Below are 23,120 nucleotides of genomic sequence, written 5' to 3'. Positions count from 1 at the left end.
TAGATAAATTTTATTATCTAGGTCCTTTTTATATTCCATTTTCAATTTGATTAATTCGTTCCATGCTATCAGTCCCTGGTTCACTAATGCCAAAACTCTCACACATGTATTTAGATGGATTATTGATTACCTTAACCACAAAATCAGCAATACTGGTTCTAGATATGATTGTTCCTTTAAAAGTTTCGCCTTTTCTCGTTAATTCATAATTAATTTCATCCTCATTAACCATATATGCTGCACGAATAATTGTATATTCCAAATTGCTAGTTTCAATTATTCGTGCAGCACGACGAGTATTCTCCTTCGATAAATGACCAACACGATTCTCAACCCAGGAACCAAACGGATCCAGTGTCTCATGGTATAATCCTGACCCAGTAATCCAAATTAACTTCTTAATATTGAATAGATCCATTTCTTCAACAATTAATCTAGCGAAACGTTCCATGTCTCCATTTAAATTCACATAAACGATGTCTTGTTCAGGGATGACACGTTCTAAAAATTTTCTGTTGGAAACATCCCCTTCAACAATTTTTATATTTTTAAATGATTGTAAATCATTTAAACGATTAGCGTCCCTCAACGCCAATGTTAGACTATAAGCTTCATTTCCAGCCAATCGTTTTTCGACCATTTTGGCAATTTTACCATTAGCGCCTAATATCAAAATATTTTTCACTTATTCTTCCTCACTTAATTGAAATTCAATTTCAGTATTTCCGAGAGATTTGAATATTTCAACACCAGATTTTATATGACCAACTATTTGTAAATTATCAATAATTTCTCCGGTTTGTTTATAGAATATTACTAGACTATGCCTAGGTGTCCAATATGCAATATCTCCAACCTCATATCCACTAGTTTTGGCTTTTTTAGCTGGTAGTGCCTCTGGAAATCTATAAGTCATTTCACGTGAGTACAAATTAATCATTGATATTTTTAAAGTTAACTTATTCAATAACGCTATTGAAGTATCGTTGTCAAAAAAATTAGCCTCCAGCTTTTTGTCATTAAATATTAAATTTACTGTTTTCATAATTCATCCTCTTTTATATTAATTTCTAGCTCTAAGTTTGATACTACAATGTGCAACAATTTTATCTTCAATTGAATCCAATAACTGATTATAGAAAAAGCCCTGATTTAATTTTGTTTTATCATTCAATGCAAAAACTTCCAAGGTATATCTATGTGGTTTATCTGGTGGAGTCGGACCAGCATAATGATTAATAACATACTCATCATTAAGATCATAAAAACGTGAATACCAAGAATTCTTTCCTTGCGGTCCATCATAGCATCTACTGAAATCTTCGGGAATTATATCCATTGTTGGAACATCAGTGATCAACCAATGAATAAATGGGAATCCGGTTCTTGGTATTGCATCGTAATCAATCAATGAAATCACTAAACACTTAGTATTTACCGGAATATCCGATAATCGCATTGGAAAAGAAACTATCGGTTGACCGCTTAATTTTTGATTAGAGTATTTGGTATATTTATCAGGTAAATAACTATTTTCTAATTCAACTTTTACTTTCATTATTACCTCCTAGTAAAATGAGGGTTTATCCCATTCAGTATTCGGCTCAACAACACCAATACTTTGATATTTGTACAAATTAGGATTTTTTACTATGTCTGTAACCAATTTGGCAATCGCCTGACGAGTTACCTGCGTCCCCTTAATCGGTTGACCTTTTGGTACAATTTGGTATTTAAAATTATCATCCTGGTTGTACAACCAGCTCATTCTTAAAAACGTATATTCCAAATCACTCTTATCAATAACGGCAGCAGCCTGTTTTATGATTGTGTAATTACCCATCATTTGTGCATTCCATTTTCCAAATTTACCAGTGACTTCATCATAGATTCCTAATCCACCAGCAACAATCAATCTTTTTACGTTATTATTTTTCATTGCTTGAATAACATTTTGATTTGCATCAATAAAATGACCCGTTGCTAAATAAACAATATCGTTTCCTGAAATAGCATCATTCAAAACTAGCTGATCATTCCAATCACCATCAGTTAATGTAATGCGCGGTTTGTCTGAATACTTAGATAATCTTGAATTCGCAGCTCTAGCAAATAAAGTAATTTCATAATTTGTTTCATTTAATAACATTGGAATTAAATATTTCGAAATATTGCTTGTAGCACCTAATAAAATTATTTTTTTCATTTAATCTCCCTAAAATTCAAAGTTTGTACTTGATTACAAACTTAAGTATAAATAGAAATCAATTAATTAGAAGAACTCTATAATTGATACAGCATTAACCAATAGTTTATACTATTGAAATAGGAGATTAATAATAATGGATATATCACAATTACAAACATTTTTAAGAGTGTCTGAATATGGAAGTTTTACTAAGGCTGGCGAACAGAGTTTTATTTCAGGAACCGCTGTAATGAAACAAATAAATAAGCTAGAAAATGAATTGAACATAAAACTATTTGTTCGTACTCCTACTGGAACTACTCTAACTATAGAAGGTGAAAAATTTCAACCATACGTTAAACAAATTTTAAAATTGTTAGACACCGCAATTAACGAGACCAGAAAAGCTGGTATTTCAAATCAAAAAATCATTACCGTGGGGACATCAATCCTTCACCCATCAGAATCATTCATAGAAATTTGGAAAAAAATAGCTGGATCAATGTCAGATTTTCAAATCCGAATTGTCCAGCTACAGGAAGATCTAAATTCAAATAATAGAGAATATGCAATGCTTGGCAGAAACTGTGATCTAATTGTTGGAACATTTGATAACACAACATTGCAGCAATCATTCAATGCCATTCAATTAGGCCAATACAACTTTGGAATTGCAGTTAGAAGTGATAATGCCTTGGCAAGATTAAGCAAAATAAAATTATCTAATCTATCTGGAAAAACTCTACTTAGCGTACCCTTGGGAATAAGTGAGAAAAACGATCAGCTTAGAAAAATAATAAATTCCAATTATTCTAAAATCAAAGTTATTGAAACATCCGGCAGATATGATATGAATGTTTTTAATCAAACAGTTGAACAAAATATTGCCATGATTACATTAACGCCTTGGAAGAGGATCCATCCTAATCTAGTTACTATTCCACTTGAAACTGATATTAAAGTCCCCTATGGAATCTTAAGTGCAAAGATACCGGGAACTGATGTTGAAGAATTTTGGTTAAAATTATCTAAATATCTTTCTTCACAAAAATAAACACCTTGTTTGAATTTTAATTTATATAGTTACCATCATTTTGACTTGCATGGTCCGTCACATTTATCCATTCATTTGTAGCAACACGAGCATAGATTTTACCATTATAATTTCTGATATTATCAATTTTCCAATTGGTATTCACTTTCAACGCACGATCTGCTAGTTGTGTAAATGAACCGTCTTTTTGAAGTTCCATGACTGGCACTGTATCACCTTTGCTACTGTATACGAAGGTTGTATTAACAGCATTTGAATCTGTATCACCATCAGAATAATTTCCATAGTTCGTAATATTTGAAACATTATTACGCTGTGTATTCAATTCTTCAACTTGTGATGAATTGAAATATAAATTATCGCCTACTTGCCAGCAATCTTTGCCATCAATATTAACTTTGTTGGCCTTCCAATATTGTGCTGAGAAACCCTTGGCAGAATTCACGCTCTTGCCAGTATTGACCAACTTACCGTTCACATTTTTATATAAATCAACTGTCATATTATCCGACTTTGGATCAGCTGCAATTAAGACAATGTCTTTTCCATCATAATTGGGCAAATCTGGTGTATAGTTTGCATATTTAATCTCATTATCATTTTGATTTGGCACATTACTTGCATCAAGTTTTTCTGAATTTTTGGTACTAAAATATTCATTCTCAGAAACTTGCCACCAATCTTTACCATTAACGTTTACTGAATTAGCTCGCCAGTTTTTAGGTGTACCTTTAGTATCGTATATTTCTTCTTTGTCATTAGTCTTGACGATTTTCCCGTTTTCCATTTTATATACAGCTACCTCAGGAGAATCACTCTTCATAAATATTGTTTCGGTAGCCTCAAATGTATATGTCTTCTCAGAAGCCTCAACCACATTAATACTTGTAAGAGTACATCCAATTAATGCAGCGGTTATTGCTAAGATAGATTTTTTCACGATTATCCCCCAGTATTTATTTAGTAATTTCAAATAACTAATTAAGTTTCACTTCAATATTATCAGAGCCAACGTAGTATTTACAATGGTCATAAAGAAATATAATAATTTTTTATTTTATGTTCAAAAAGTAAAATTATTATTACCATAAAATCAAAATAAGACAGCTATTCATATAAAATAGCTGTCTTATTAATTATACTGTCAATTCAATCTGATTACCTTCGGGGTCACAGACGACACTCTCGTAATATCCATCACCCGTAGTCCGTGGACCACTTAAGTGACGATATCCATCGGTTTCAATTCTGGCCGTCAATGCATCAACGGCCTCCTTGGAACCAAGGGAGAATCCAATATGCATATAGCCTAAAGGAAATCCGCTTGTGCGATGTGGATTCATGTCATCTCTATTACATACTTCTAGTCGTGCTCCATCAGGAAAGCTTAAGAATCGTGATGAAAAAGTCGAAACTGGATTATGATATTTTCCTGATGATTTGGCATCAAAATACGTTTCATAAAATTTCACTGTCTTCTCAATATCTTTAACAAATAAACCTACATGTTCAATTTTCATAAAAATCCCCCTATAACTTCCTATACTGATATTTATTAGTGTAGGAAGCCTTTTGATTCTTCCGCAAAATAATATTTCCAAAATCACTATGGTTGACCGCATCTGGCAAGGTCTGCAATTCCATGGCCAGTCCACTATATTGATGCGGTGTTTTTTTGCCTGTCGGGTTAGCTGTAAAGATAACTAACCCATTACGATCAGAATATAAGTCGATCGACCGTCTTCCAGATGACAATGTTGCTACCCGATCACCATGGGTCACAAATGTATCATCGAATTCTAGTTTACCATTTTGCTTTTCCAAATTACATAAAGCGTTTTCAATAATTTGCCCTTTTCTAAAATCAAATGCCTTATCTACGGGAATCAAAGAACCTGTGGGAACCTTTTCATCATCAACATCTAAATAATCATCCGAAGCTATTTGCAGATTGTCCTTCATTATTGAAAATTCACCCAAATCAAAGTAAATATGACAAGTTGGATTAAACAACGTATCTGCATCACTCACAGCTGTGTAATTGATCGATACTTCGTCATGATCACTCAAAAAATAAGTAATCATTAAATCAATATTACCTGGAAAATCATCATCTTTAGATTTAATGATCAATGATAAAGAAACCGAATTATGTGCTTCGTCAATTGAACTATTAAAATTTTTTGTTTGAATTCCATTATCCCCGCCATGCATAAGGTTAGATTGATTATTAGGCGTCAGCTGATACGTCTTGCCATTGATCATAAATTTAGCTTTACCAATGCGACCAGCCACACGTCCAACCGTCTTACCCACCTGAAATGGCGTTTTGATATAACTCTGTAAGTCGTCAAAATGTGAAATAAGAGAATGATATTCTCCATCTTCATACACTTCAAAATTCTGCCAAGTTGCCGCATATGTCAAAATACTGATTCGAGTTTTGTTAGAATTCTCAATCGTATATTTATAGACATCCTCACCATCAACTTGACCAAACTCAGTTCTAGTTACTGGCATCCCCAACACTCCAAATTTAGCTCATTTCCATTACGTCCATGGCTTTTTTTATGTTATCCAATGTAACTTGTGATGTATCGATAAAGTTAATATCTGCCTCATGTAGGATTTCTGGGTCCCCAATACCAACAGATAGTTCACCAGCACCGTTGATGGATTTAACTCCAGCAGATGCATCTTCAAGACCAATACATTCTTCAGGTTTCAGGCCTAATACTTTAGCACCACGAGCAAAAATTTCTGGATCTGGTTTACCGTGTTTCAAAGTTGATGGATCGATACGTTCCTTGAAGTATTGTGCTAATCCCAGTTGTTTGAGAACCAAAGGTGAATTCTTTGAAGCGGAAGCAAGCGACAACTTATAGTCATGTTCTTCAAGACTCTTAATAAAGTCAGCCATCCCTGGCAAAATTGCAGTTTTATCCATATCCTTTAACAGATTAAGATAATTAGTATTTTTTTCTGCCGCATACTTTTCTTTTTCTTCTAATGTATAATCATTTTCCTTGCCACCAGCTTTTAGGATCAGTTCAAGCGAATCCATACGACTGACACCCTTTAGATCATTACCTAATTGCTCAGTCCAAGTAACTCCCAATTCATCAGCTAATTGATGCCAGGCCTTACCATGATAGACTGACGTATCAGCGATTACTCCATCTAAATCGAATACAAAACCTTTGATTTGTTCAAATTTAACCATCATATACACTCCCATTTTATAAAAAAAGACCAAGACAAATAATTTGCCTCAGCCCTCAATTTAATTTTGTTTGTAGCTAGTTAAGTGTAACCGGCTTGCCATTAACTTCAATATCAAGTGGACTGCCTGAAATCAACTTAATGTCAGAACCATTCTTATCAACACTCACTTCGATAACTCGATCTCTGAAGACTTGTCTGAATGAATAACTGTCCCATTTCTTAGGCAGGAATGGCTTGTAACTCAGAACTCCATCGACATGAACTCTCATGCCAGCAAAGCCTTGAACTATTGCCAACCAGCCACCGGTCATTGCAGTAACATGCAGTCCGTCAGCTGTATCATTATTATAGTTATCTAAGTCCAGTCTAGCGGTTCTTTCGTAGAATTCAACTGCTTTATCCTCATAATGAAGGTCGGCTGCTAGCACAGAATGAATTGCAGGTGAAAGACTTGACTCATGAACTGTTAATGGTTCATAGAAATCAAAGTTAGCTTTCTTCTCTTCCGGTGTGAAATCTTCAATGAAATCCCAGATACCTTGCAGGACGTCGCCCTGCTTAATGTAAGGCGAGCGTAGAATTTTGTCCCATGACCAATGTTGATTGATTGGTAATTGATTCTTCGGGATCGAACTAACTGGTTCAAGATCTTTATCCAAAAATCCATCATGCTGAACAAAAATATTCAATCCTTGATCATATGGCATGTACATTTTGTCTACAATATCTTGCCACTTAGCACGTTCTTCATCCGAAACATTCAATTTTTTAGCTTGCTCAACTGACACTTCTTTTAGAATTCTGAGTGTATATTCCAGGGTCCATCTGGCCAACAAGTTAGTATCCCAATTATTATCGACATTGTTCTCATATTCATCAGGACCTGTAACACCATGGATCATATATTGATTATTACGCTTGCTGAAGTGTACACGGTCAGCCCAGAAGCGACTGATTTCAGTTAAGATCTCGCTACCTTCATTGAGAACAAATGATTTGTCACCTGTATATCGAGTGTAATTATAAATTGCAAAAGCAATATCACCATTACGGTGAATCTCTTCAAAGGTAATTTCCCACTCGTTGTGACATTCGATACCATTGAACGTTACCATTGGGAACAATGCACCCTTGAGCCCTTGTTCCTTGGCATTAACGAAGGCGCCGTCTAATTGCTTATACCTGTACATCAACAAGTTACGAGTAACCTCAGGCTTAGTAATTCCCAGATAAACTGGGACACAGAAAGCTTCAGTATCCCAATAAGTTGCTCCACCGTATTTTTCACCAGTAAAGCCCTTAGGACCAATGTTCAAGCGGGCATCTTCACCGTAATATGTAGTGAATAGTCCAAACAAGTTAAAACGCATGCCTTGTTGTGATTCATCGTCACCTTGGATTTTAACGTCAGACTTGTTCCAGCGTTCTGCCCAAATATTCTGATGCGATGTTAATAATTCATCATAAGATTGTGTTGTGACATCATTTGCTAGTTTGCTCATGGCATCTGTCAAAGCCGCAGTTGAATCATAATCACGTGAAGTAACCACAATGACACGTTTCTCTAAAATTGCGACTTCATCTGATTCAAGATCGATTTTAAAAGTTTCACTTGTTTCTGAATCACTTACAGTTGAATCAACTTTTTCCATAACTGTAACGTGACACATTTCCATCCCTGAAGTAAATCTTGGAGTTCCAAAGTCATTAGATTTGGTTTCGGCAACCAAACTATTCTCGTCAATATCCAAGACATTCCAGAAATGTTCGTCATAATTAGAATCCTCATTGACAACATTAGAATCCAATGACGAAATTGCTTTGACTTCAACACTCTTATCTGACAAATTCTTAAAACTGACTTTCTGAACTGATAACTCTTTTTGAGCCACACTCAGAAATCTTTCAAACTTGAATTCAACTTTGGCGCCATCTTTTGTTACGATAAATGATCTTGTTAAAACTGCATTTTTCATATTCAAATCTAATTTGAAATCACTAATCTGATCTTTGCCCAAATCTAATTTTGAACCATTGATCAAAAAGTTGATTTTTATAAAGTTGACTGCATTGATGACTTTTCCAAAATACTTAGGATAGCCATTCTTCCACCAACCAACACGTGTCTTGTCGGGATACCAAACCCCAGCGAGATATGTTCCTGGAAGGCTGTCACCTGTGTAGTCTTCTTCAAAGTTGCCACGCATCCCCATGTAGCCATTACCAAGACTGGTCATACTTTCTTGTAGACGTTTGTCATCCTTGTTTAGCTTATGTGTGACGATATTCCAGGGGTCAACTTCAAATATCCGCTTCATTCATTTACGCCTCCTAAAAATAAAAAAGGTAATTAGGTAAATAAAATACCTAATTACCTTTCTAAAATCCTCTAAAGAACTGTTTCTTCTGTTTCATCATCGAAGTAATGTGCTTTTGTCATTTCAATAGCCATTTTAACTTCAGCACCCGGTTCATGATAATCACGTGAATTTACCTTTGCGATAAAGTCTGTATCGCCGAGTTTTGAGTACAGCATTGATTCTGCACCTAATAATTCAGAGACTTGAACTTTAGCATTGATAATTGCATCAGGGAAGGCTTGCATTGCTACTTCTTCAGCATGAATATCTTCTGGACGAATACCAAATGTTATTTTTTTACCTTCATAACCCTTGTCTCTTAAGATCTTATATTGACCTTCAGGAACAGCTAGGTTGATACCTTCATCATTAGTAATACGACCATCTGCTAGAGTTACATCAAAGAAGTTCATAGCAGGTGAACCAATGAATCCAGCAACGAATTTATTTACAGGTTTGTTGTATAGATCAGATGGTGAACCAACTTGTTGAATCTTACCATCATTCATGATAACGATACGGTCAGCCATTGTCATAGCCTCAACCTGATCGTGAGTAACATAAATGAAGTTACGACCCAGTCTTTGATGTAATTGAGCAATTTCAGTACGCATTTGTACTCTCAATTTGGCATCCAAGTTTGACAGTGGTTCATCAAGCAAGAATAACTTAGCATCACGAACGATAGCACGTCCTAAGGCAACACGTTGTCTTTGACCACCAGAGAGGGCACCCGGTTTACGTTTGAGATAATCTGTTAAGCCTAGGATCTTAGCAGCGTTCTCGACACGCTTCTTCGTATCAGCTTTATCATTTTTACGAATGTTCAGTCCAAAGGCCATGTTGTCAAAGACGCTCATATGAGGATATAGTGCATAGTTCTGGAATACCATGGCGATATCACGATCTTTAGGGGCAACTTTGTTCATTACCTTCCCTTCCATCTTGAAATCACCGTCAGTTATATCCTCCAAACCAGCTATCATACGCAATGTGGTGGATTTACCACATCCAGAAGGTCCAACGAAGACAATAAACTCACCATCTTTTATGTCTAGGTTGAAATCACTAACTGAATAGTCAGTATTGCCTTGATAGCGTTTATAAATGTGATCTAAATTAATTTCTACCATTTTTAACGCTCCTTTTAATTTTTTGACTTCCAGTTAACTAACGAGCTAACTCATTAATCAATCTAGATGTGTCCTCCACACCCAAAGTCAATCATTTTTTTCTATTTTGCCACCTAATAAACGGTAAGAAATATAAGTAGCTAGAGAAATACTACATATAACACTTAAGAATGCTAATTGTAGGACGAAATTTATCAGAATTAGAACTAAGAAAACAATTACTGAAATAATAATTGGAAACGGCTTAGATACTAACAAAGTCAAGGTATTATTGCTGGTACCAGTTGCTGACTGAAAAGTTGCAGCAATCAATGCCATCATATATACAAACGTAAATGTTAGAACCACCGTATGCCATTGTGTGTTACCTGCCGCAATCTTATTGAGTACGATCAATGCAACACCAACTGCACTAAAACCAAAGTTAGTCTTATAATCTTTTAATAGTTCAAACCATTTTTTAAAGAAATATTTGAAGAAACTGCCGCTACCGTTGACTTGCCACTCCTGCACTGCCGCAAAACTAGCGGTCAATCCAGGTATTGTGAATAATGAAAGCATCAGCCACATTATGAAGGTCACAATGTAGTAAGCCGCCGATATAGGTAAATTGGAAAGGATAATTGCAGTTAAAATAACTGAGAAATTGATCAAAAAGAATGAAACATTAATCGTAAACAAAGACCAGATCCAATTTCCAGCGGTCATTAATTTTTGACCATTTTTCGAGTTTAAATTAATCACGATTTTCCCTCCTTAATTACTTAACAGCACCATCTGTAACACCTTTGATAATCCACTTTTGTGCGATTAGATAGAAGAGAATTACAGGTAGGATCGAAATTGTAATTCCGGCTAATGCCAAATGCCATTGCTTTGTATACTGACCGAAGAAATTAAACATTTGTAGCGGAATAGTGTATTGAGTTTGTGGTAATACCAATGATGGTAATAGATAATCGTTCCAGATCGCAATGATATTTAAGATAGCAACTGTAACGGTCATAGGGCTAAGCATTGGGAAAATAACTTTGTAAAATATTTGCCAACGGCTTGCGCCTTCCATTTCAGCAGCTTCATCCATTGCTAATGGAATACTAGATAAAGTACCTTGGTATAAGAAAATCGACAAACTACAATCGAATCCTAAGTACATAACGACAAGTCCCCACATATTTAGGAAGTGAACACTACCGAAGTTAGCAGTCAAAGGAATCATAACTGATTGGAATGGAATCAACATAGCTGAGATAAACAGCATTAATAGTCCACCACTCAATTTGGATTTATTTCTTTGAAGTGCATAAGCACCCATTGATGCTCCTAAAATGATAACAATAACTGATGCTACGGTAATGATCAGTGAATGAGTCAATGAAGCCATAAAATCTAGAGCTTTGAAAGAATTAACGTAGTTATCAGTTGTACTATGCACTGGAAGTGAAAGTACTGATGCGAAAATTCCTTTAGGTGTCTTAAATGAGTTTGTAAGGATCAGATAGAATGGGAATAACCAGATAATACCAAGGATAATTCCGAAAACTCCTAAAGTAGTTCTACTTTTTTTGCTCATTATAGATCTACCTCCCTCTTACGGTTGTAGAAGACTTGCAATAATGAAATTGCAGCAACAATCAAGAAGAAAATCATAGCTTTAGCTTCTGATAAGGCAAAGTTACTTGAGTTGTAAGCTGTATTAACAATATCCATTGCCAACATTTGTGTTGAATGGTAAGGTCCACCATTCGTCAATGAAAGGTTTTGGTCGTAAATCTTGAATCCGTTTGAAAGAGTTAGGAACATACAAACTGTGAATGCTGGTGCAATCATAGGGAACGTAATTTTGGTGAAACGTTGCCAAGCTGAAGCACCATCAATTTCAGCAGCTTCGATAACTTCGTTGGGAATGTTTTGTAAGTATGCAATGTAAATGATCATTATATAACCACTCATTTGCCATACGGTAACAATAACTAATCCCCAGAATCCAGTTGTTGCATCTGTAAGCCAATCTTGCAACCAACTCATATGCAATGCTGTACCCAAAGCTGAAAAACCTTGTGTGAAAATAAATTGCCAAATAAATCCTAGGATCAAACCACCAATCATATTTGGCATGAAGAATACAGTACGTAGGAAATTACTTCCCTTGAATTTTTGTGTTACTAATAATGCTAACCCTAAACCAATTACGTTTAATAAGATAACCGTTACAATAACAAAGCCCACTGTAAACCAAAAGGCGTTAATAAACGCCTTATCGTGGAACAATTGAATGTAATTTTGAAATCCTACCATTTTGGTATAAGTAAGACCATCCCAATCGGTAAATGAATAGAATAAACCTTCAAGTACCGGAATGAATACAACCAAAGCTAACGCAACGAGGGTTGGCGTTAAGAATAGCCAGAATGAAAGACTTCTATTTTTCATCATATTCAATGCCCTCTTTTGTCTAACTAATTACTCTTTTGTTGTTTTGCCCAGCCATCTGTCATGTTCTTGACTGTCTTATCCCAGCTTTGTTTGCCAGATAAGTACTTTTGTAAGTTAGGTTGTGCAACGTCTGGATCCCAAGCAGTACCTGTGTAACCAGGGAATGCCCATCCAGTTGTTTCACCTTTTTGTTCGTAGTCATAAACTACTGATGTTAATGGGTCTGACATCTTCAAATTGTCGTAACCTTTGTATGCTGGTACATAGTGAAGTTTATTAACAACGGCTTTCTTACCTTCTTTAGATGTGTATAGCCAATCTAAGAAGTCTGTAGCAGCCTTTTGTTCTTTAGTATCTTTACGTTTATTAACAGCCCAGTATAGTGATGTTCCGACTGGTAATTTACCTTCTTCACCAGGTACAGGAATAGGAATCATACCAATATCATTCTTTGCAAAGTTCTTGTCAATACCTTCAACTGTAGGATAGATCCAGTCACCTTGTTGAATCATGGCTGTCTTACCTTGTGAGAAGTATTGGTTAACTTGTGCTGAATAGTCCATTTGCATTACTGGTTTGATTGAATACTTATTTTCTAGATCAAGCATTGTCTTCATATCAGCATTCTTGGAGAATTTCATAGTCTTTGACTTGTAAAGTTTTTGTGCGTTACCATCGTAATCTTGTGCTAAGTATAGGTTTGCCAAGTGATCTGACATGATCCATGCTTCTTTACCAGGTAATGCGAATACACCCTTAATACCTAATTGTTCCTTTTGTGAATCCAATTGTTGAACTGCAGCTTGCAATTTATCAACTGTTGTCAAACTTTGTGGATCGATTCCAGCCTTTTCGAAGACCTTCTTGTTATAAACAAATCCATAACCTTCAACGTTGAATGGTAGTCCAACGGTCTTACCGTCTGACTTAACAGCACTCAATACACCAGATTGTGCGGCCTTAGCAGTCTTTGTGTTTGATAGGTCAGCTTCATAAGACTTGAATTGCTTAACATCGGCAGGACCAGCCAAACTAAAGATTGTAGGTGAGTTACCAGAAGAAATTCTTGTCTTTAAGACAGGATCATAATCTGTACCACCACCGATTGATGTAACTTCAATAGTGACATTCTTATGTGTCTTCTCATATTGTTTAGCAATTTGTTTGAATTGCTTGTTGTTCTCTACCTTCCCTTGTAGAATAGTGATCTTAGTTTTACCACCTGAAGATGATGAACTACCACTACTACTACATGCAGCTAATGTAAAAGTTGCTCCAGCTGCTAATGCAACTACGGCAACGCGTTTTCCGAAACGTTTCCAGAAACCTTTTTTCATTACCCTGACCCCCTATATAATAATTTCTTTACTACGCTTATAATTATTGTTCTGATACCGGTTTCTTGCAAGCGTTTTCGCGATGTTACCGATAACAAGATTGTTCCATACCAATCAAAAAAGCCAAGCTAATCGCTTGGCTAGCTTGACTTACAGAGTTTATATCAATGTTCAATTATGATTGGATCATAGTCGATAGACAACAATCCATGATGAATTTCAACGCTATTTTCAGTAATTAAATTAGTGTATTTTGCATCAGGAAGGTCCATTTTTACACGGGCACCCTTGCCTTTCAACGTAAATATACCGATTCGTGTTTTATCACCTAACTTAAATGTTACTTTCACAACATCATCATCTAGTGCTTCAATATCATAAGCTCCCTTATATTGAATCTCGTCTTGACTCAATTCATGAAGGCGTTTGATCAGGGAACTAAGATCCATATTAGTATTCCAATCCAACTTATCGATGTTAAACAAATCTGGTGTGTGCTTCATACCAACCTCTTGGCCTGCATAAATCAACGTTGAACCCTTTTGGAAAGCTGAAAAAGCGGTCCAGTTGATCAAATCATTTTCGTTTGGTAATAAATGATGAGCACGATCTTGATCATGATTCTCTAATCCACGCATCTTAATATAGTTAGCCGGATAGATCAATTCTTGTTGGTTCAATGCTTCAACATAGCGACTAAGACTGATTTCTCCTCTTATATAGCTACGATATATTTGATCAATATCGTAATCATAGGCAAAATCAAAAGCACGATAAATTTCACCATCTGAAGAAATCCAATAACCCTTGTTACGGATTGCCTTGATGTATTCACCACCAGTAGATTCAGCTAACCAAAGAATGTTGTCGTTAACTTCTGAGACTTCTTGACGTGCTTTTTCCCAGAATTGAATTGGAACTTGTGGAGCAACATCACAACGGAAACCATCGACGAGCTTGGCATACATCTTCAAAGTTTCAATTTGATAGTCCCACAAGCCTTGCTCTGAATAGTCTAACTCGGCAACGTCAGTCCATTCAGGATTCTTATTGTATAAGTTACCTTCATCATCATGTAAGAACCACTCAGGATGCTTCTTGAGCAATACTGAGTCACGCGACGTGTGATTATAGACAATATCGATCATGGCCTTCATACCATGAGCATGAATTGCTTTAACCAAGTGTTCGAAATCTTCCCATGTACCTTGTGATTTATCGATCGTACGATAATCGCTGATTGCATATGGAGATCCAACTTGTCCCTTACGGTCTACTACGCCAGAAGGATTGATCGGCAATAACCAAATGTAATCTGTTCCGAGATTTTTGATGCGTTCCAAATCACTCTCGAGTGATTTTAGCGTCCCCTCTTGAGTATGATTACGTGTAAATACACTGTATATTTGAATCTTTCTAAGGTTGATATTTGTTTGATAAGCCATTAATCGATTCCCCCATCATTCATTAACGCACAACATCCCCAAGCATCGAGATGAATTTGTCCGTTAACTATTTTTATTTCTTGATTTGATAGTGCCGTTCTTAAACTCATTTTAACTGGTAATTGATAATTTTTTTCTTTATCAGAAAAGTTAATTATTACCAGGCCATACTTATCATTCGTTGTACGTTCGAAGACGAACATGTCAGCATCAGTTGCAAATAAACGATAATCCCCTAAAGTAAAGCAGTCGTTTGACTTCAAACGTAACAAATGCTGATAGAAATTCAAGATACTATCTGTATTCGGTAATTCTTGATATGCATTCTCACTTGAATGGCCTGCCCAGTTCCATGGCTTGACATGTGAGAATCCAGCGTATTCCGTATTATCCCATTGAAATGGACCACGTGCCGTCATTTCATCTTGATCATTCAACAATTCAAGAATTTGTTCATCTGGAACTTTTTTACTACGTAAATTTTGAATGAGATCCAATGCACGTTGATCGTCAAAGTCAGACAGTTTTTCATACCTCAAACCGTGTTGCCCAATTTCTTCACCATAGTAAATAATTGGAATCCCGCGCTGCAAAAACATCATCATCGCTAAAGATTTTTTCAGTTTAACATCATCTGTTGGCAACTTTAATCTGTCAACAAACCGACTGATATCATGATTACCCCATGTCAAAGCAGGAAAGCTGGTATTAGCTAGGACACTTTCCCATTTTACAAAAGTATTTTTGAATCTATCAAGTGAGATTTGGCGTGGTCGAAAGAACTTAGGAATGTCACCAAAATTCTTATCGTCGTAAACTTCACCAAAATTATCAGACGAAACAATCATGTCACAGCCATCCTCGTCAGGCTGCGTATACTCTGCAGCTTGATAGGCATTAGCTGAAGCTGCCTCACCCAATAAGAATATATCTGGATTTTCTTCTTTGAGCTGACTAACGAATCCACCCAAATATTTTTTAACTTCTGGCAGATTAGCGAAAAATGTATCATCGACTGGATATTTTTCTGAATTGTCTAACGCCATCTGCTTCAAATTGGCTTTTGCCATATGAATGAAGGCATCCAATCTGAAACCATCAACACCTTTTTCAATCCAGAATTTGGCAATATCGGCCATCGACTTCTGAACTTCAACATTCTTCCAATTCAAATCTGGCATCTTTTTATCAAATAAGTGGAAATAATAATATTCACTGTCAGGATTTATCTTCGACCAGACACTACCACCAAAAAATGATCCCCAATTATTTGGTTCATGTCCATCAACTTGCTTACCCCATATATAGTAATCCTTAAAAATACTATTCTTATTGTTAATAGCATCTGTAAACCATGGATGTTGGTCCGAAGTATGGTTAATCGGCAAATCCAATATTACGTGAAGATTCCTACTATGTGCTTCTGCCATTAATCTTTCAAAATCATCAATCGTTCCCAAGCTTGGATCAATAGCGAAATAATTTGATACATCATAACCGTTGTCGATTTGCGGAGATACAAAAATGGGATTTAACCAAATAGTATTAACGCCAAGTTGCTTAATATAATCTAACCGGTGAATAATTCCCGGTAAATCTCCGATTCCGTCATCATTTGAATCTTGAAAACTCTTCGGATAAATTTGATAAATAATTGCATTATCATACCATTTCATTGCGTTCACACCCTCCCAACTGGTAACCGCTTCCAAACAAGTATAAAAAAATAAGCCCAATAATAATAGGGCTTACATAAATGTTACCGATAACAGTTTTATTTTCTTAAAGTTCCACCCATACTTATCTTGGGTTCAAAGATGAGATTACCTTGGGCTGACTTAGAATTGATCTTATCCAAAAGGTTCTCACCACAGGCACTTCCCATCTCAATAATAGATTGTTTGACGGTTGTTATTTTAGGCGAGGCAACTTGGCTCAGGAACACACCATCGAAGCCCGTAACTCCATAATCGTTTGGAATCGATCCGCCACAACGAGCAATTCCCCGTTCGATTCCCATTGCCAACCGATCTGACGCACAAATAAAAGCCGTATTAGGTTCAATTTCATCCCAGTGTTTAGTAATGAATTCTTCTCCCAAATGACTGTGATTCTCAAAACGATACAATTCAGGAATCATTTGATTCTCTTGAACCTGTTGAATAAATCCAGCTTCACGCGAATATTCAAATGACTCTTTACTATCTATACCAATATAGACTAAATGTTTATATCCTCGTTCCAAAACCAGCTTAGCCATACGATAAGTACCAGCCTTATTATTGGTGTCAACATAATCTAAACCATAACGATTTTCGCCAAACATGATAACCGGCTTATCGAGTTTTTTGATCCAATCAAGATCGCCCTTGCGCATCCCTGTGATAATATATCCATCACAATTACCGATATCAAAGTTGCGACGCGTAACTAATTGCAATGAATATTGATGTAGATCCAATGTCTTAGCAATTCCCACCATCAAGTTCATATAATAGGGTTCGGTTGTATCAATATCTTCCAAAATACATAATTTAACGATTCGTGTAGAATTGTTGACCAAAGCTTTTGCAATCAAATTAGGATGATAATCTAATTCTTGCATTGCTTGATATACCAATTGTTTAAGCTCATTAGTAACCATATCTGGATGATTAATAACACGTGAGACCGTCATTTTTGAAACGTTAGCACGCTTTGCCACATCCATAAGTGTCGCCATATCTTACAACTCCCTCAATAAATATTATCCCTTATGAATTCAATTATACCAATTACTAGATATATGGCCATTATTATTTTTATATAAAAAAGCGCAATCCATTATAAACGGATTGCGCTTTTTGCTATTTGAAGCTTACCTCGGTAGGCCTCTGTTTGAAAATATGTGTTCTAATCCATGGAATTACCCAGTAATCCAAGCCAACTTTACCAGCATTGAATCCGGCGAAGATAATAAACATTTCAAAGAAGATGTATTCAGGATTAACTGAAACTGTTCCTGCTAACATGTATGAGAAATTCATCATCATACCAAAGAATGTGGCAGCAGTTGTCAAACAACCAAAGATCAAACCCAAACCAACTAAGAACTCGCCCCATGAAACTAAGAAGCTAATTGTTCCGTTGTTTGGTAAAACCATGTTTTGAATCATTCCATTGAACCAAGGATACAAGACATTGCCCTCTGGACCCTTAACAGGGTTCTTAACAACACCCATCAACATTCCTTGTGCTGAAAATCCGCTAGTGATTTTACCCCAGCCGGCAATTGCCCATTGGAAACCAAAATAGATTCTAATAATTGCTAAAACATATGACGCATATTTATTTGTACGTAGAAATTTAACCAAATTTATCTCCCCCTCTTTTTAGCATAAACAAATAATACTACTTTGAGATTATATACACAAAGAATTATTCTTTTATATATTATTTTCATAATCTTTCATAAACATCAAACAAATCGTCGAACAAAAAAGCAGCCCTGAAGGCTGCTATATCAAGCTTAAATACACATTGATATCCTCATGATATTTTTAAGATATTTTAAATTCAATTGGTCAAAATTTCACGATGTAGATATTAATCTACTTTTTTAGTAACTGAGCATGCTTAACATCCTCAATAGTCTTAGTACCAGCCAATTGCATGATCGTCTCGAATTCATCGTTCAAATGCTCAACAACTGAGTAGACACCATCGGCTCCACCAAGTGCTAATCCATAGATTACAGGTCTTCCCAAAGCAACCATATCAGCACCACTAGCCAATGCCTTGAAGACGTGTGATCCACGACGAACACCACTATCAAAGATAATTGGAACTTTGTGATTAACCGACTTGGCAACATCACTCAACACATCGAATGATGCAGGTCCACCGTTTAATTGACGACCACCATGATTTGATACTTGGATACCATCAGCACCAGCACCGATTGCAAGCAAAGCATCTTCTGGACTTTGAACACCCTTAACAATAACAGGTAATCCTGCAATGTCCTTAATACGTTGGATATCCTTAGAGCTGATTTTTTGAGCAGCAGCGGCATAAATCTCACCGATTCCTTTGCCTTCTCCATCGCCTTCACTGAACTTAGTCAAGTTAGCCATTGGAATAGGGAATTGGAAGTCATTAATAATATCGGATTCACGATAACCATCGACAGTTGCATCAGCCGTCAGAACAATGGCTTTAGCACCTGCTTGCTTAGCTTCTTTTAGCAAACTTTCGTTGAAAGTCCAATCTTTACTCATATAAAGTTGGAAAAATTGTGGAGCACCATTACCAGCGGCCATTGTATCAGCAATTGAAGTTGATGAGTAAGTGCTTTGTTCCATCAATGCTCCAGCCTTGGCAATACCCTTTGCTGTATCCATTTCACCCTTAGCATGTGCCAGGCCCTGTGCAGCGGTAGCAGTCATCATGATTGGTGTTTTAACGTCGATTCCAAAGATACTTGTGTTTGTTTGAGGATTTTCAATATCACTCAATACATGAGGAACGATTTGAACATGATTGAATGCTTCTGTGTTAGCCTTCAAAGTCCAGTTATCCTCTGAACCTCCAGCAATATATCCGAAACCACCCTTTGGAATAATTTTTTCAGCCTCAGCTTCTAGACTTGGTAAGTTTACAATTTTAATTTCTTTCTCATTATCATTTTGAAAATATCCATTTGTTTCTGTCATATGATCATCCTCCATTTTTTCTGTCGTGATCATATTAGTGGACACTATACAGAATGGCAAATATTCTTTCTCGAACATTGACATAGTGCCAAAAAAACAGCCTTGAAGCCGGGCAGACTTCAAAGCTGTTTCGTTACGGATTTAGCATATGATATGTAGTTTGTATTTGATAAATGTTCAAATTCATTTACCAACATTAATTATGACGCATATAAATAATTTAGTAAATACTTTATAACGGATGTAACTGAACCGTTAGCTCAATCTTACAGAACTGTAAGGTCGCCAGCTATTTTAAATCATCTAGAGTATTCTTTAGCCAATTAATGTGATTATGCTCACGTTCAATTGCTCGATTAAGAATCAATGAATGTCCGTAATTGTCTCTAACCTTTGATTCATCAGAAAATACTAACTTTTTGCGACTTAATAGGTGCAAATAATGTTCTGAATTAATTTGTAATTGTTGTTGAACCAAATTCTTTAATAAAGGACTATCCTGATCCTTAATAAAATACAGTTTCAAAGAAAATAAGTCATCCTTCTCAGACAATGGTTCACTTAGCCATTCTTTAAGAACATTTTTTCCATTTGGAGTAATCAAATAAAAAATAGATTTGGAATCTTTAACTGCATCATCCGGTTCGATCCATCCATCTGAAATCATTCTCTGTAACTCTGGATAGATTTGACTATGTGACGCATGCCAAAACTCCCCAATCTCATGATTAAACTCTTGGCTTATTTGATAACCAGACATTTTAGTCTGATTATTGATCAAACCCAATAATATATATGGTAAAACTCTCTTCTTAGGCATTTGTCTCTCCTACTGTTCTGTTAACTACCATAAATATTATCTCATCCTGATAAATTTTCTCAAATTTATTTATTAATTCTATTATATTCAGCATCAAAATATTTACCATTGCGAATATCATCAGGTAAATTATCATAGGGTGCTTCGCTAATAACATCTTCATTATCAATTCCAGCATCACCAATATAAGTAATACTTGCGAATTCCGGAACAACTAGTTTTGGGTACGTTTCATATTTTTCACGTGATTCACGCATAAGTTCCAAATGTTCATTTTGATATGTAACAGTAATTTCAGGATGTTCTTCAACCCATTTAGGGAAGAAAATTGTACCATGAATCTTCTTTTCATTTGGCAAGAAATCGAGCGCAACGTCTGTTCCAGTTGGTTCTGTCCAGGAAATCTTGTAAACACCCTCTGTTAACATCACAATATCAGCTTCTTGATTAGTTACCCAACGTCCAGCAACCATACCGCCATGAATACGATAATCAACTGTGTGATCATTTTTAGCGTACCATTCATATTCCCAACCATTTTCATATGTATAGATAAAATGTGTCCCTAAAAAATCTTCTAATGTTTTAAATTGTTTTGTCATAGTTATTCTCCTATGTCGTTATCGACAAATTATAGTATATGTCGATAACGACATATAGTCAACCATTTAATTCTAGTTACCTAAATAATTTGCGACCAAATGTATGATCCACAAATGTGCTGGGTAAAAAACATAAAACAAGTACTTTAATTGTTTACCATTCTTTCCTTGTTGCCCATTGTATAAATGCAACAACGGAACAATCAAAACAAAGAACATACTACTAGCATTCATCGCGATTCCATCAAAAACTCCGACAAAGTTACTTGTATCCATTGCTGAAAAGCTCATCGATAATTCTAATATTCCAAAAAACACTGCTAAGCCCAAGTATGATAAATCACGTTGTTTGACATTGCCATATGTTAAATTAGTAATAAACATGAAAGGTAGTAATACAAAACTTCCTTCTAGAACCGGAATACATCCTATCAGTAACAAAGCAAATGCAATGTACTTATTTCTCCTATTATCGGTATTCCATAACATGACTATTGCGGCACCCAAAGCCAAAGTTATAAAAATATTATCACCAAGAATCGACATTTGATATTCTTGACTCAAGAATTGGTTCATAATGAAGTTACCGATTCCCATGAATACACCCCAATCTGTCAGTCTAATCAGGTAATCACGCTTGCTGTGGGTGTATCTCAGTCCCTCAATTACCAAATATCCGAATCCCACAGCAACAACACGAGTAATTATATGGAAAGCGTCGGCCAAATATGGTGAAATGAAATAAGGTATGTGGTCTAGTACCATTAACAACATTAATATTATTTTAAAAGTTTCACGATTATACTTTATTTTTTGCATTAAAATCTCCTCTGATATATCATCCTTTAGTCATTATTCAGGATATACAAACACAAGTAAATAGACCTTGCACAAGTGTTAGCACATGTGACAAAGTCGTAAGGAAGTGCACTTATGAGTTCATTCAATGAATTTACGTTGGCTATTTCAGCTATTATCTTAGTCGTTACTAGTATTGTCGGCGTGGTCTTATTATCAACCTCCGTTTTTAATATTAATGCTTCTATGAAAAAAACAGTCAATGTTATCGAAAAATATCAGCGTCCATATATAGCTATTAATATAAATGATACAAATTTAATAATTAAAAATACTGGGAAATCCCAGGCTATCATTGATTCCATAATTGTAAATGGAACTGAAAAACTGAATCAATTTGATGGAAAAACTATTAATCCAGAACAGTCACTTTTGACGAAAAATAATTATGAAAATCAAGAAAAATTGACGATTGAAATAAACTATCATAGTGAAAACAGAATCTATAAGGAAACTCTTCCCCTTAGATAATTGGAGGTTCACTATGCAAAGTGGTTCATTAGCAGACTGGGTTACTGGTATCGGAGAATTATTGGCCGTGACAGTAGCATTATTTTTACCCTATATTGATAAGCGAAAAAATATTGTGACTTGGAATATTCGGGCTAAACAAATGATCTATCGTTCGGCCAAAAAACTTATTCAAAACAATGGCAACAATGATATTCAATCAAACGAAAATTTCAAAAATCTTAATTTGTTCATTGAAGTATATTCAACAATTTCAACGTCTAGTTCAACCATTAAAATCATAACTGCAGGCGACAAGATACTTGATATCATAGGCGAGTCCAATCAGTTAACTGTTAATCAAATTGACCAAATTCAAAACATTGTTGACGGTCTAAAAAATGGGAAGCAAAATTAATTGCTTCCCATTTTTATTTATTTGGTCCTATACTTTCTGGTATTGATGAATAATCAATACCAGTTTTTTTATACTCTTTTAATGCAAAAAAAACATCACT

General features: G+C 35.6%; 25 protein-coding genes. 3 read left to right on the top strand and 22 right to left on the bottom strand.

Features of this window, described 5'->3' with window-relative positions:
- Window positions 1-28: 28 nt before the first annotated feature.
- Genes EKM68_RS05815 through EKM68_RS05800 form a run of 4 tightly spaced genes read right to left on the bottom strand, consistent with a single transcriptional unit; the run spans window position 29 to window position 2,206 of the window.
- Entirely contained in the window at window positions 29-685 is a 657-nt protein-coding gene (locus EKM68_RS05815) for an NAD(P)H-binding protein (protein ID WP_125588746.1), read from the bottom strand.
- Window positions 686-1,045 (bottom strand): cyclophilin-like fold protein, encoded by a 360-nt coding sequence (locus tag EKM68_RS05810; protein ID WP_125588744.1) that lies wholly within the window; start codon window positions 1,043-1,045, stop codon window positions 686-688.
- An 18-nt stretch (window positions 1,046-1,063) separates the two neighbouring features.
- Complete coding sequence (locus EKM68_RS05805) at window positions 1,064-1,558, bottom strand: YbhB/YbcL family Raf kinase inhibitor-like protein (RefSeq protein ID WP_125588742.1); 495 nt, start codon at window positions 1,556-1,558, stop codon at window positions 1,064-1,066.
- A gap of 9 nt (window positions 1,559-1,567) precedes the next feature.
- Window positions 1,568-2,206 carry an NAD(P)H-binding protein gene (locus EKM68_RS05800; RefSeq protein WP_125588739.1) on the bottom strand — a complete coding sequence of 213 codons (639 nt, stop codon included), beginning with the start codon at window positions 2,204-2,206 and terminating at the stop codon, window positions 1,568-1,570.
- 136 nt (window positions 2,207-2,342) lie between these two features.
- On the opposite strand from EKM68_RS05800, the gene EKM68_RS05795 reads away from it, so the two are divergent.
- On the top strand, window positions 2,343-3,242 hold the full coding sequence (locus EKM68_RS05795) for a LysR family transcriptional regulator (protein WP_125588737.1): 900 nt from the start codon (window positions 2,343-2,345) through the stop codon (window positions 3,240-3,242).
- A gap of 16 nt (window positions 3,243-3,258) precedes the next feature.
- Here the strand turns inward: EKM68_RS05795 and EKM68_RS05790 are convergent, their stop codons facing one another.
- The 18 genes from EKM68_RS05790 to EKM68_RS05705 all read right to left on the bottom strand — a co-directional run bounded on the left by EKM68_RS05790 (window position 3,259) and on the right by EKM68_RS05705 (window position 22,113).
- On the bottom strand, window positions 3,259-4,182 hold the full coding sequence (locus EKM68_RS05790; RefSeq protein ID WP_125588735.1) for a hypothetical protein: 924 nt from the start codon (window positions 4,180-4,182) through the stop codon (window positions 3,259-3,261).
- Between the two features lie 196 nt (window positions 4,183-4,378).
- Window positions 4,379-4,762, bottom strand: coding sequence for a VOC family protein (locus EKM68_RS05785; RefSeq protein ID WP_125588733.1), 384 nt, complete (start codon window positions 4,760-4,762; stop codon window positions 4,379-4,381).
- Window positions 4,763-4,772: 10 nt separating this feature from the next.
- Window positions 4,773-5,762: an aldose epimerase family protein gene (locus EKM68_RS05780; protein ID WP_125588731.1), complete on the bottom strand. Its 990-nt coding sequence runs from the start codon at window positions 5,760-5,762 to the stop codon at window positions 4,773-4,775.
- 16 nt (window positions 5,763-5,778) lie between these two features.
- The gene (gene pgmB, locus EKM68_RS05775) at window positions 5,779-6,465 is read right to left on the bottom strand and encodes a beta-phosphoglucomutase (protein WP_125588950.1); all 687 of its coding nucleotides are present in this window, start codon (window positions 6,463-6,465) and stop codon (window positions 5,779-5,781) included.
- A gap of 76 nt (window positions 6,466-6,541) precedes the next feature.
- A complete protein-coding gene (locus EKM68_RS05770; RefSeq protein ID WP_125588728.1) occupies window positions 6,542-8,785 on the bottom strand; it encodes a glycoside hydrolase family 65 protein in 2,244 nt (747 codons plus the stop codon).
- A 71-nt stretch (window positions 8,786-8,856) separates the two neighbouring features.
- Window positions 8,857-9,960, bottom strand: coding sequence for an ABC transporter ATP-binding protein (locus EKM68_RS05765; protein ID WP_125588726.1), 1,104 nt, complete (start codon window positions 9,958-9,960; stop codon window positions 8,857-8,859).
- 87 nt (window positions 9,961-10,047) lie between these two features.
- A complete protein-coding gene (locus EKM68_RS05760; protein ID WP_125588724.1) occupies window positions 10,048-10,704 on the bottom strand; it encodes a hypothetical protein in 657 nt (218 codons plus the stop codon).
- Window positions 10,705-10,720: 16 nt separating this feature from the next.
- Window positions 10,721-11,533 (bottom strand): carbohydrate ABC transporter permease, encoded by an 813-nt coding sequence (locus tag EKM68_RS05755; protein WP_125588722.1) that lies wholly within the window; start codon window positions 11,531-11,533, stop codon window positions 10,721-10,723.
- Window positions 11,533-12,393, bottom strand: a complete 861-nt coding sequence (locus EKM68_RS05750; protein WP_125588948.1) for a carbohydrate ABC transporter permease — start codon at window positions 12,391-12,393, stop codon at window positions 11,533-11,535. The genes EKM68_RS05755 and EKM68_RS05750 overlap by 1 nt, the downstream gene beginning before the upstream one ends.
- A gap of 26 nt (window positions 12,394-12,419) precedes the next feature.
- On the bottom strand, window positions 12,420-13,733 hold the full coding sequence (locus tag EKM68_RS05745; RefSeq protein WP_125588720.1) for an ABC transporter substrate-binding protein: 1,314 nt from the start codon (window positions 13,731-13,733) through the stop codon (window positions 12,420-12,422).
- Window positions 13,734-13,897: 164 nt separating this feature from the next.
- Window positions 13,898-15,178, bottom strand: a complete 1,281-nt coding sequence (locus EKM68_RS05740; protein ID WP_125588718.1) for an alpha-amylase family glycosyl hydrolase — start codon at window positions 15,176-15,178, stop codon at window positions 13,898-13,900.
- Window positions 15,178-16,854: an alpha-amylase family glycosyl hydrolase gene (locus tag EKM68_RS05735; protein WP_125588716.1), complete on the bottom strand. Its 1,677-nt coding sequence runs from the start codon at window positions 16,852-16,854 to the stop codon at window positions 15,178-15,180. The genes EKM68_RS05740 and EKM68_RS05735 overlap by 1 nt, the downstream gene beginning before the upstream one ends.
- Window positions 16,855-16,952: 98 nt before the next feature.
- On the bottom strand, window positions 16,953-17,900 hold the full coding sequence (locus EKM68_RS05730) for a LacI family DNA-binding transcriptional regulator (protein ID WP_125588715.1): 948 nt from the start codon (window positions 17,898-17,900) through the stop codon (window positions 16,953-16,955).
- 124 nt (window positions 17,901-18,024) lie between these two features.
- Window positions 18,025-18,531, bottom strand: coding sequence for a DoxX family protein (locus EKM68_RS05725; RefSeq protein ID WP_125588713.1), 507 nt, complete (start codon window positions 18,529-18,531; stop codon window positions 18,025-18,027).
- 237 nt (window positions 18,532-18,768) lie between these two features.
- Window positions 18,769-19,872 carry a lactate oxidase gene (locus tag EKM68_RS05720; protein WP_125588711.1) on the bottom strand — a complete coding sequence of 368 codons (1,104 nt, stop codon included), beginning with the start codon at window positions 19,870-19,872 and terminating at the stop codon, window positions 18,769-18,771.
- 289 nt (window positions 19,873-20,161) lie between these two features.
- Window positions 20,162-20,692, bottom strand: coding sequence for a PadR family transcriptional regulator (locus EKM68_RS05715; protein WP_125588709.1), 531 nt, complete (start codon window positions 20,690-20,692; stop codon window positions 20,162-20,164).
- Between the two features lie 65 nt (window positions 20,693-20,757).
- A complete protein-coding gene (locus tag EKM68_RS05710) occupies window positions 20,758-21,294 on the bottom strand; it encodes a phenolic acid decarboxylase (protein ID WP_125588708.1) in 537 nt (178 codons plus the stop codon).
- 72 nt (window positions 21,295-21,366) lie between these two features.
- Complete coding sequence (locus EKM68_RS05705) at window positions 21,367-22,113, bottom strand: TraX family protein (protein ID WP_125588707.1); 747 nt, start codon at window positions 22,111-22,113, stop codon at window positions 21,367-21,369.
- 114 nt (window positions 22,114-22,227) lie between these two features.
- Here EKM68_RS05705 and EKM68_RS05700 point away from each other — a divergent pair, with 114 nt between their 5' ends.
- Together EKM68_RS05700 and EKM68_RS05695 are read left to right on the top strand one after the other, a co-directional pair.
- The gene (locus tag EKM68_RS05700) at window positions 22,228-22,623 is read left to right on the top strand and encodes a hypothetical protein (RefSeq protein WP_125588706.1); all 396 of its coding nucleotides are present in this window, start codon (window positions 22,228-22,230) and stop codon (window positions 22,621-22,623) included.
- 13 nt (window positions 22,624-22,636) lie between these two features.
- Complete coding sequence (locus tag EKM68_RS05695; protein WP_125588705.1) at window positions 22,637-23,020, top strand: hypothetical protein; 384 nt, start codon at window positions 22,637-22,639, stop codon at window positions 23,018-23,020.
- Window positions 23,021-23,120 lie beyond the last annotated feature (100 nt).

The sequence above is a fragment of the Companilactobacillus jidongensis genome, assembly GCF_003946575.1.
GTDB lineage: Bacteria > Bacillota > Bacilli > Lactobacillales > Lactobacillaceae > Companilactobacillus > Companilactobacillus jidongensis.
The sequence above is the reverse complement of the archived record's forward strand: the minus strand, read 5'-3'. Positions and strand labels throughout refer to the sequence as shown.

What these genes read in the sequence shown, in the direction of transcription:
- EKM68_RS05810 (WP_125588744.1), bottom strand. Translation starts at nt 1,045, where the DNA reads ATGAAAACAGTAAATTTAATATTTAATGACAAAAAGCTGGAGGCTAAT.
- EKM68_RS05805 (WP_125588742.1), bottom strand. Translation starts at nt 1,558, where the DNA reads ATGAAAGTAAAAGTTGAATTAGAAAATAGTTATTTACCTGATAAATAT.
- EKM68_RS05800 (WP_125588739.1), bottom strand. Translation starts at nt 2,206, where the DNA reads ATGAAAAAAATAATTTTATTAGGTGCTACAAGCAATATTTCGAAATAT.
- EKM68_RS05795 (WP_125588737.1), top strand. Translation starts at nt 2,343, where the DNA reads ATGGATATATCACAATTACAAACATTTTTAAGAGTGTCTGAATATGGA.
- EKM68_RS05785 (WP_125588733.1), bottom strand. Translation starts at nt 4,762, where the DNA reads ATGAAAATTGAACATGTAGGTTTATTTGTTAAAGATATTGAGAAGACA.
- EKM68_RS05780 (WP_125588731.1), bottom strand. Translation starts at nt 5,762, where the DNA reads ATGCCAGTAACTAGAACTGAGTTTGGTCAAGTTGATGGTGAGGATGTC.
- pgmB (WP_125588950.1), bottom strand. Translation starts at nt 6,465, where the DNA reads ATGGTTAAATTTGAACAAATCAAAGGTTTTGTATTCGATTTAGATGGA.
- EKM68_RS05770 (WP_125588728.1), bottom strand. Translation starts at nt 8,785, where the DNA reads ATGAAGCGGATATTTGAAGTTGACCCCTGGAATATCGTCACACATAAG.
- EKM68_RS05765 (WP_125588726.1), bottom strand. Translation starts at nt 9,960, where the DNA reads ATGGTAGAAATTAATTTAGATCACATTTATAAACGCTATCAAGGCAAT.
- EKM68_RS05755 (WP_125588722.1), bottom strand. Translation starts at nt 11,533, where the DNA reads ATGAGCAAAAAAAGTAGAACTACTTTAGGAGTTTTCGGAATTATCCTT.
- EKM68_RS05750 (WP_125588948.1), bottom strand. Translation starts at nt 12,393, where the DNA reads ATGAAAAATAGAAGTCTTTCATTCTGGCTATTCTTAACGCCAACCCTC.
- EKM68_RS05745 (WP_125588720.1), bottom strand. Translation starts at nt 13,733, where the DNA reads ATGAAAAAAGGTTTCTGGAAACGTTTCGGAAAACGCGTTGCCGTAGTT.
- EKM68_RS05740 (WP_125588718.1), bottom strand. Translation starts at nt 15,178, where the DNA reads ATGGCTTATCAAACAAATATCAACCTTAGAAAGATTCAAATATACAGT.
- EKM68_RS05735 (WP_125588716.1), bottom strand. Translation starts at nt 16,854, where the DNA reads ATGAAATGGTATGATAATGCAATTATTTATCAAATTTATCCGAAGAGT.
- EKM68_RS05730 (WP_125588715.1), bottom strand. Translation starts at nt 17,900, where the DNA reads ATGGCGACACTTATGGATGTGGCAAAGCGTGCTAACGTTTCAAAAATG.
- EKM68_RS05720 (WP_125588711.1), bottom strand. Translation starts at nt 19,872, where the DNA reads ATGACAGAAACAAATGGATATTTTCAAAATGATAATGAGAAAGAAATT.
- EKM68_RS05715 (WP_125588709.1), bottom strand. Translation starts at nt 20,692, where the DNA reads ATGCCTAAGAAGAGAGTTTTACCATATATATTATTGGGTTTGATCAAT.
- EKM68_RS05710 (WP_125588708.1), bottom strand. Translation starts at nt 21,294, where the DNA reads ATGACAAAACAATTTAAAACATTAGAAGATTTTTTAGGGACACATTTT.
- EKM68_RS05705 (WP_125588707.1), bottom strand. Translation starts at nt 22,113, where the DNA reads ATGCAAAAAATAAAGTATAATCGTGAAACTTTTAAAATAATATTAATG.
- EKM68_RS05700 (WP_125588706.1), top strand. Translation starts at nt 22,228, where the DNA reads ATGAGTTCATTCAATGAATTTACGTTGGCTATTTCAGCTATTATCTTA.
- EKM68_RS05695 (WP_125588705.1), top strand. Translation starts at nt 22,637, where the DNA reads ATGCAAAGTGGTTCATTAGCAGACTGGGTTACTGGTATCGGAGAATTA.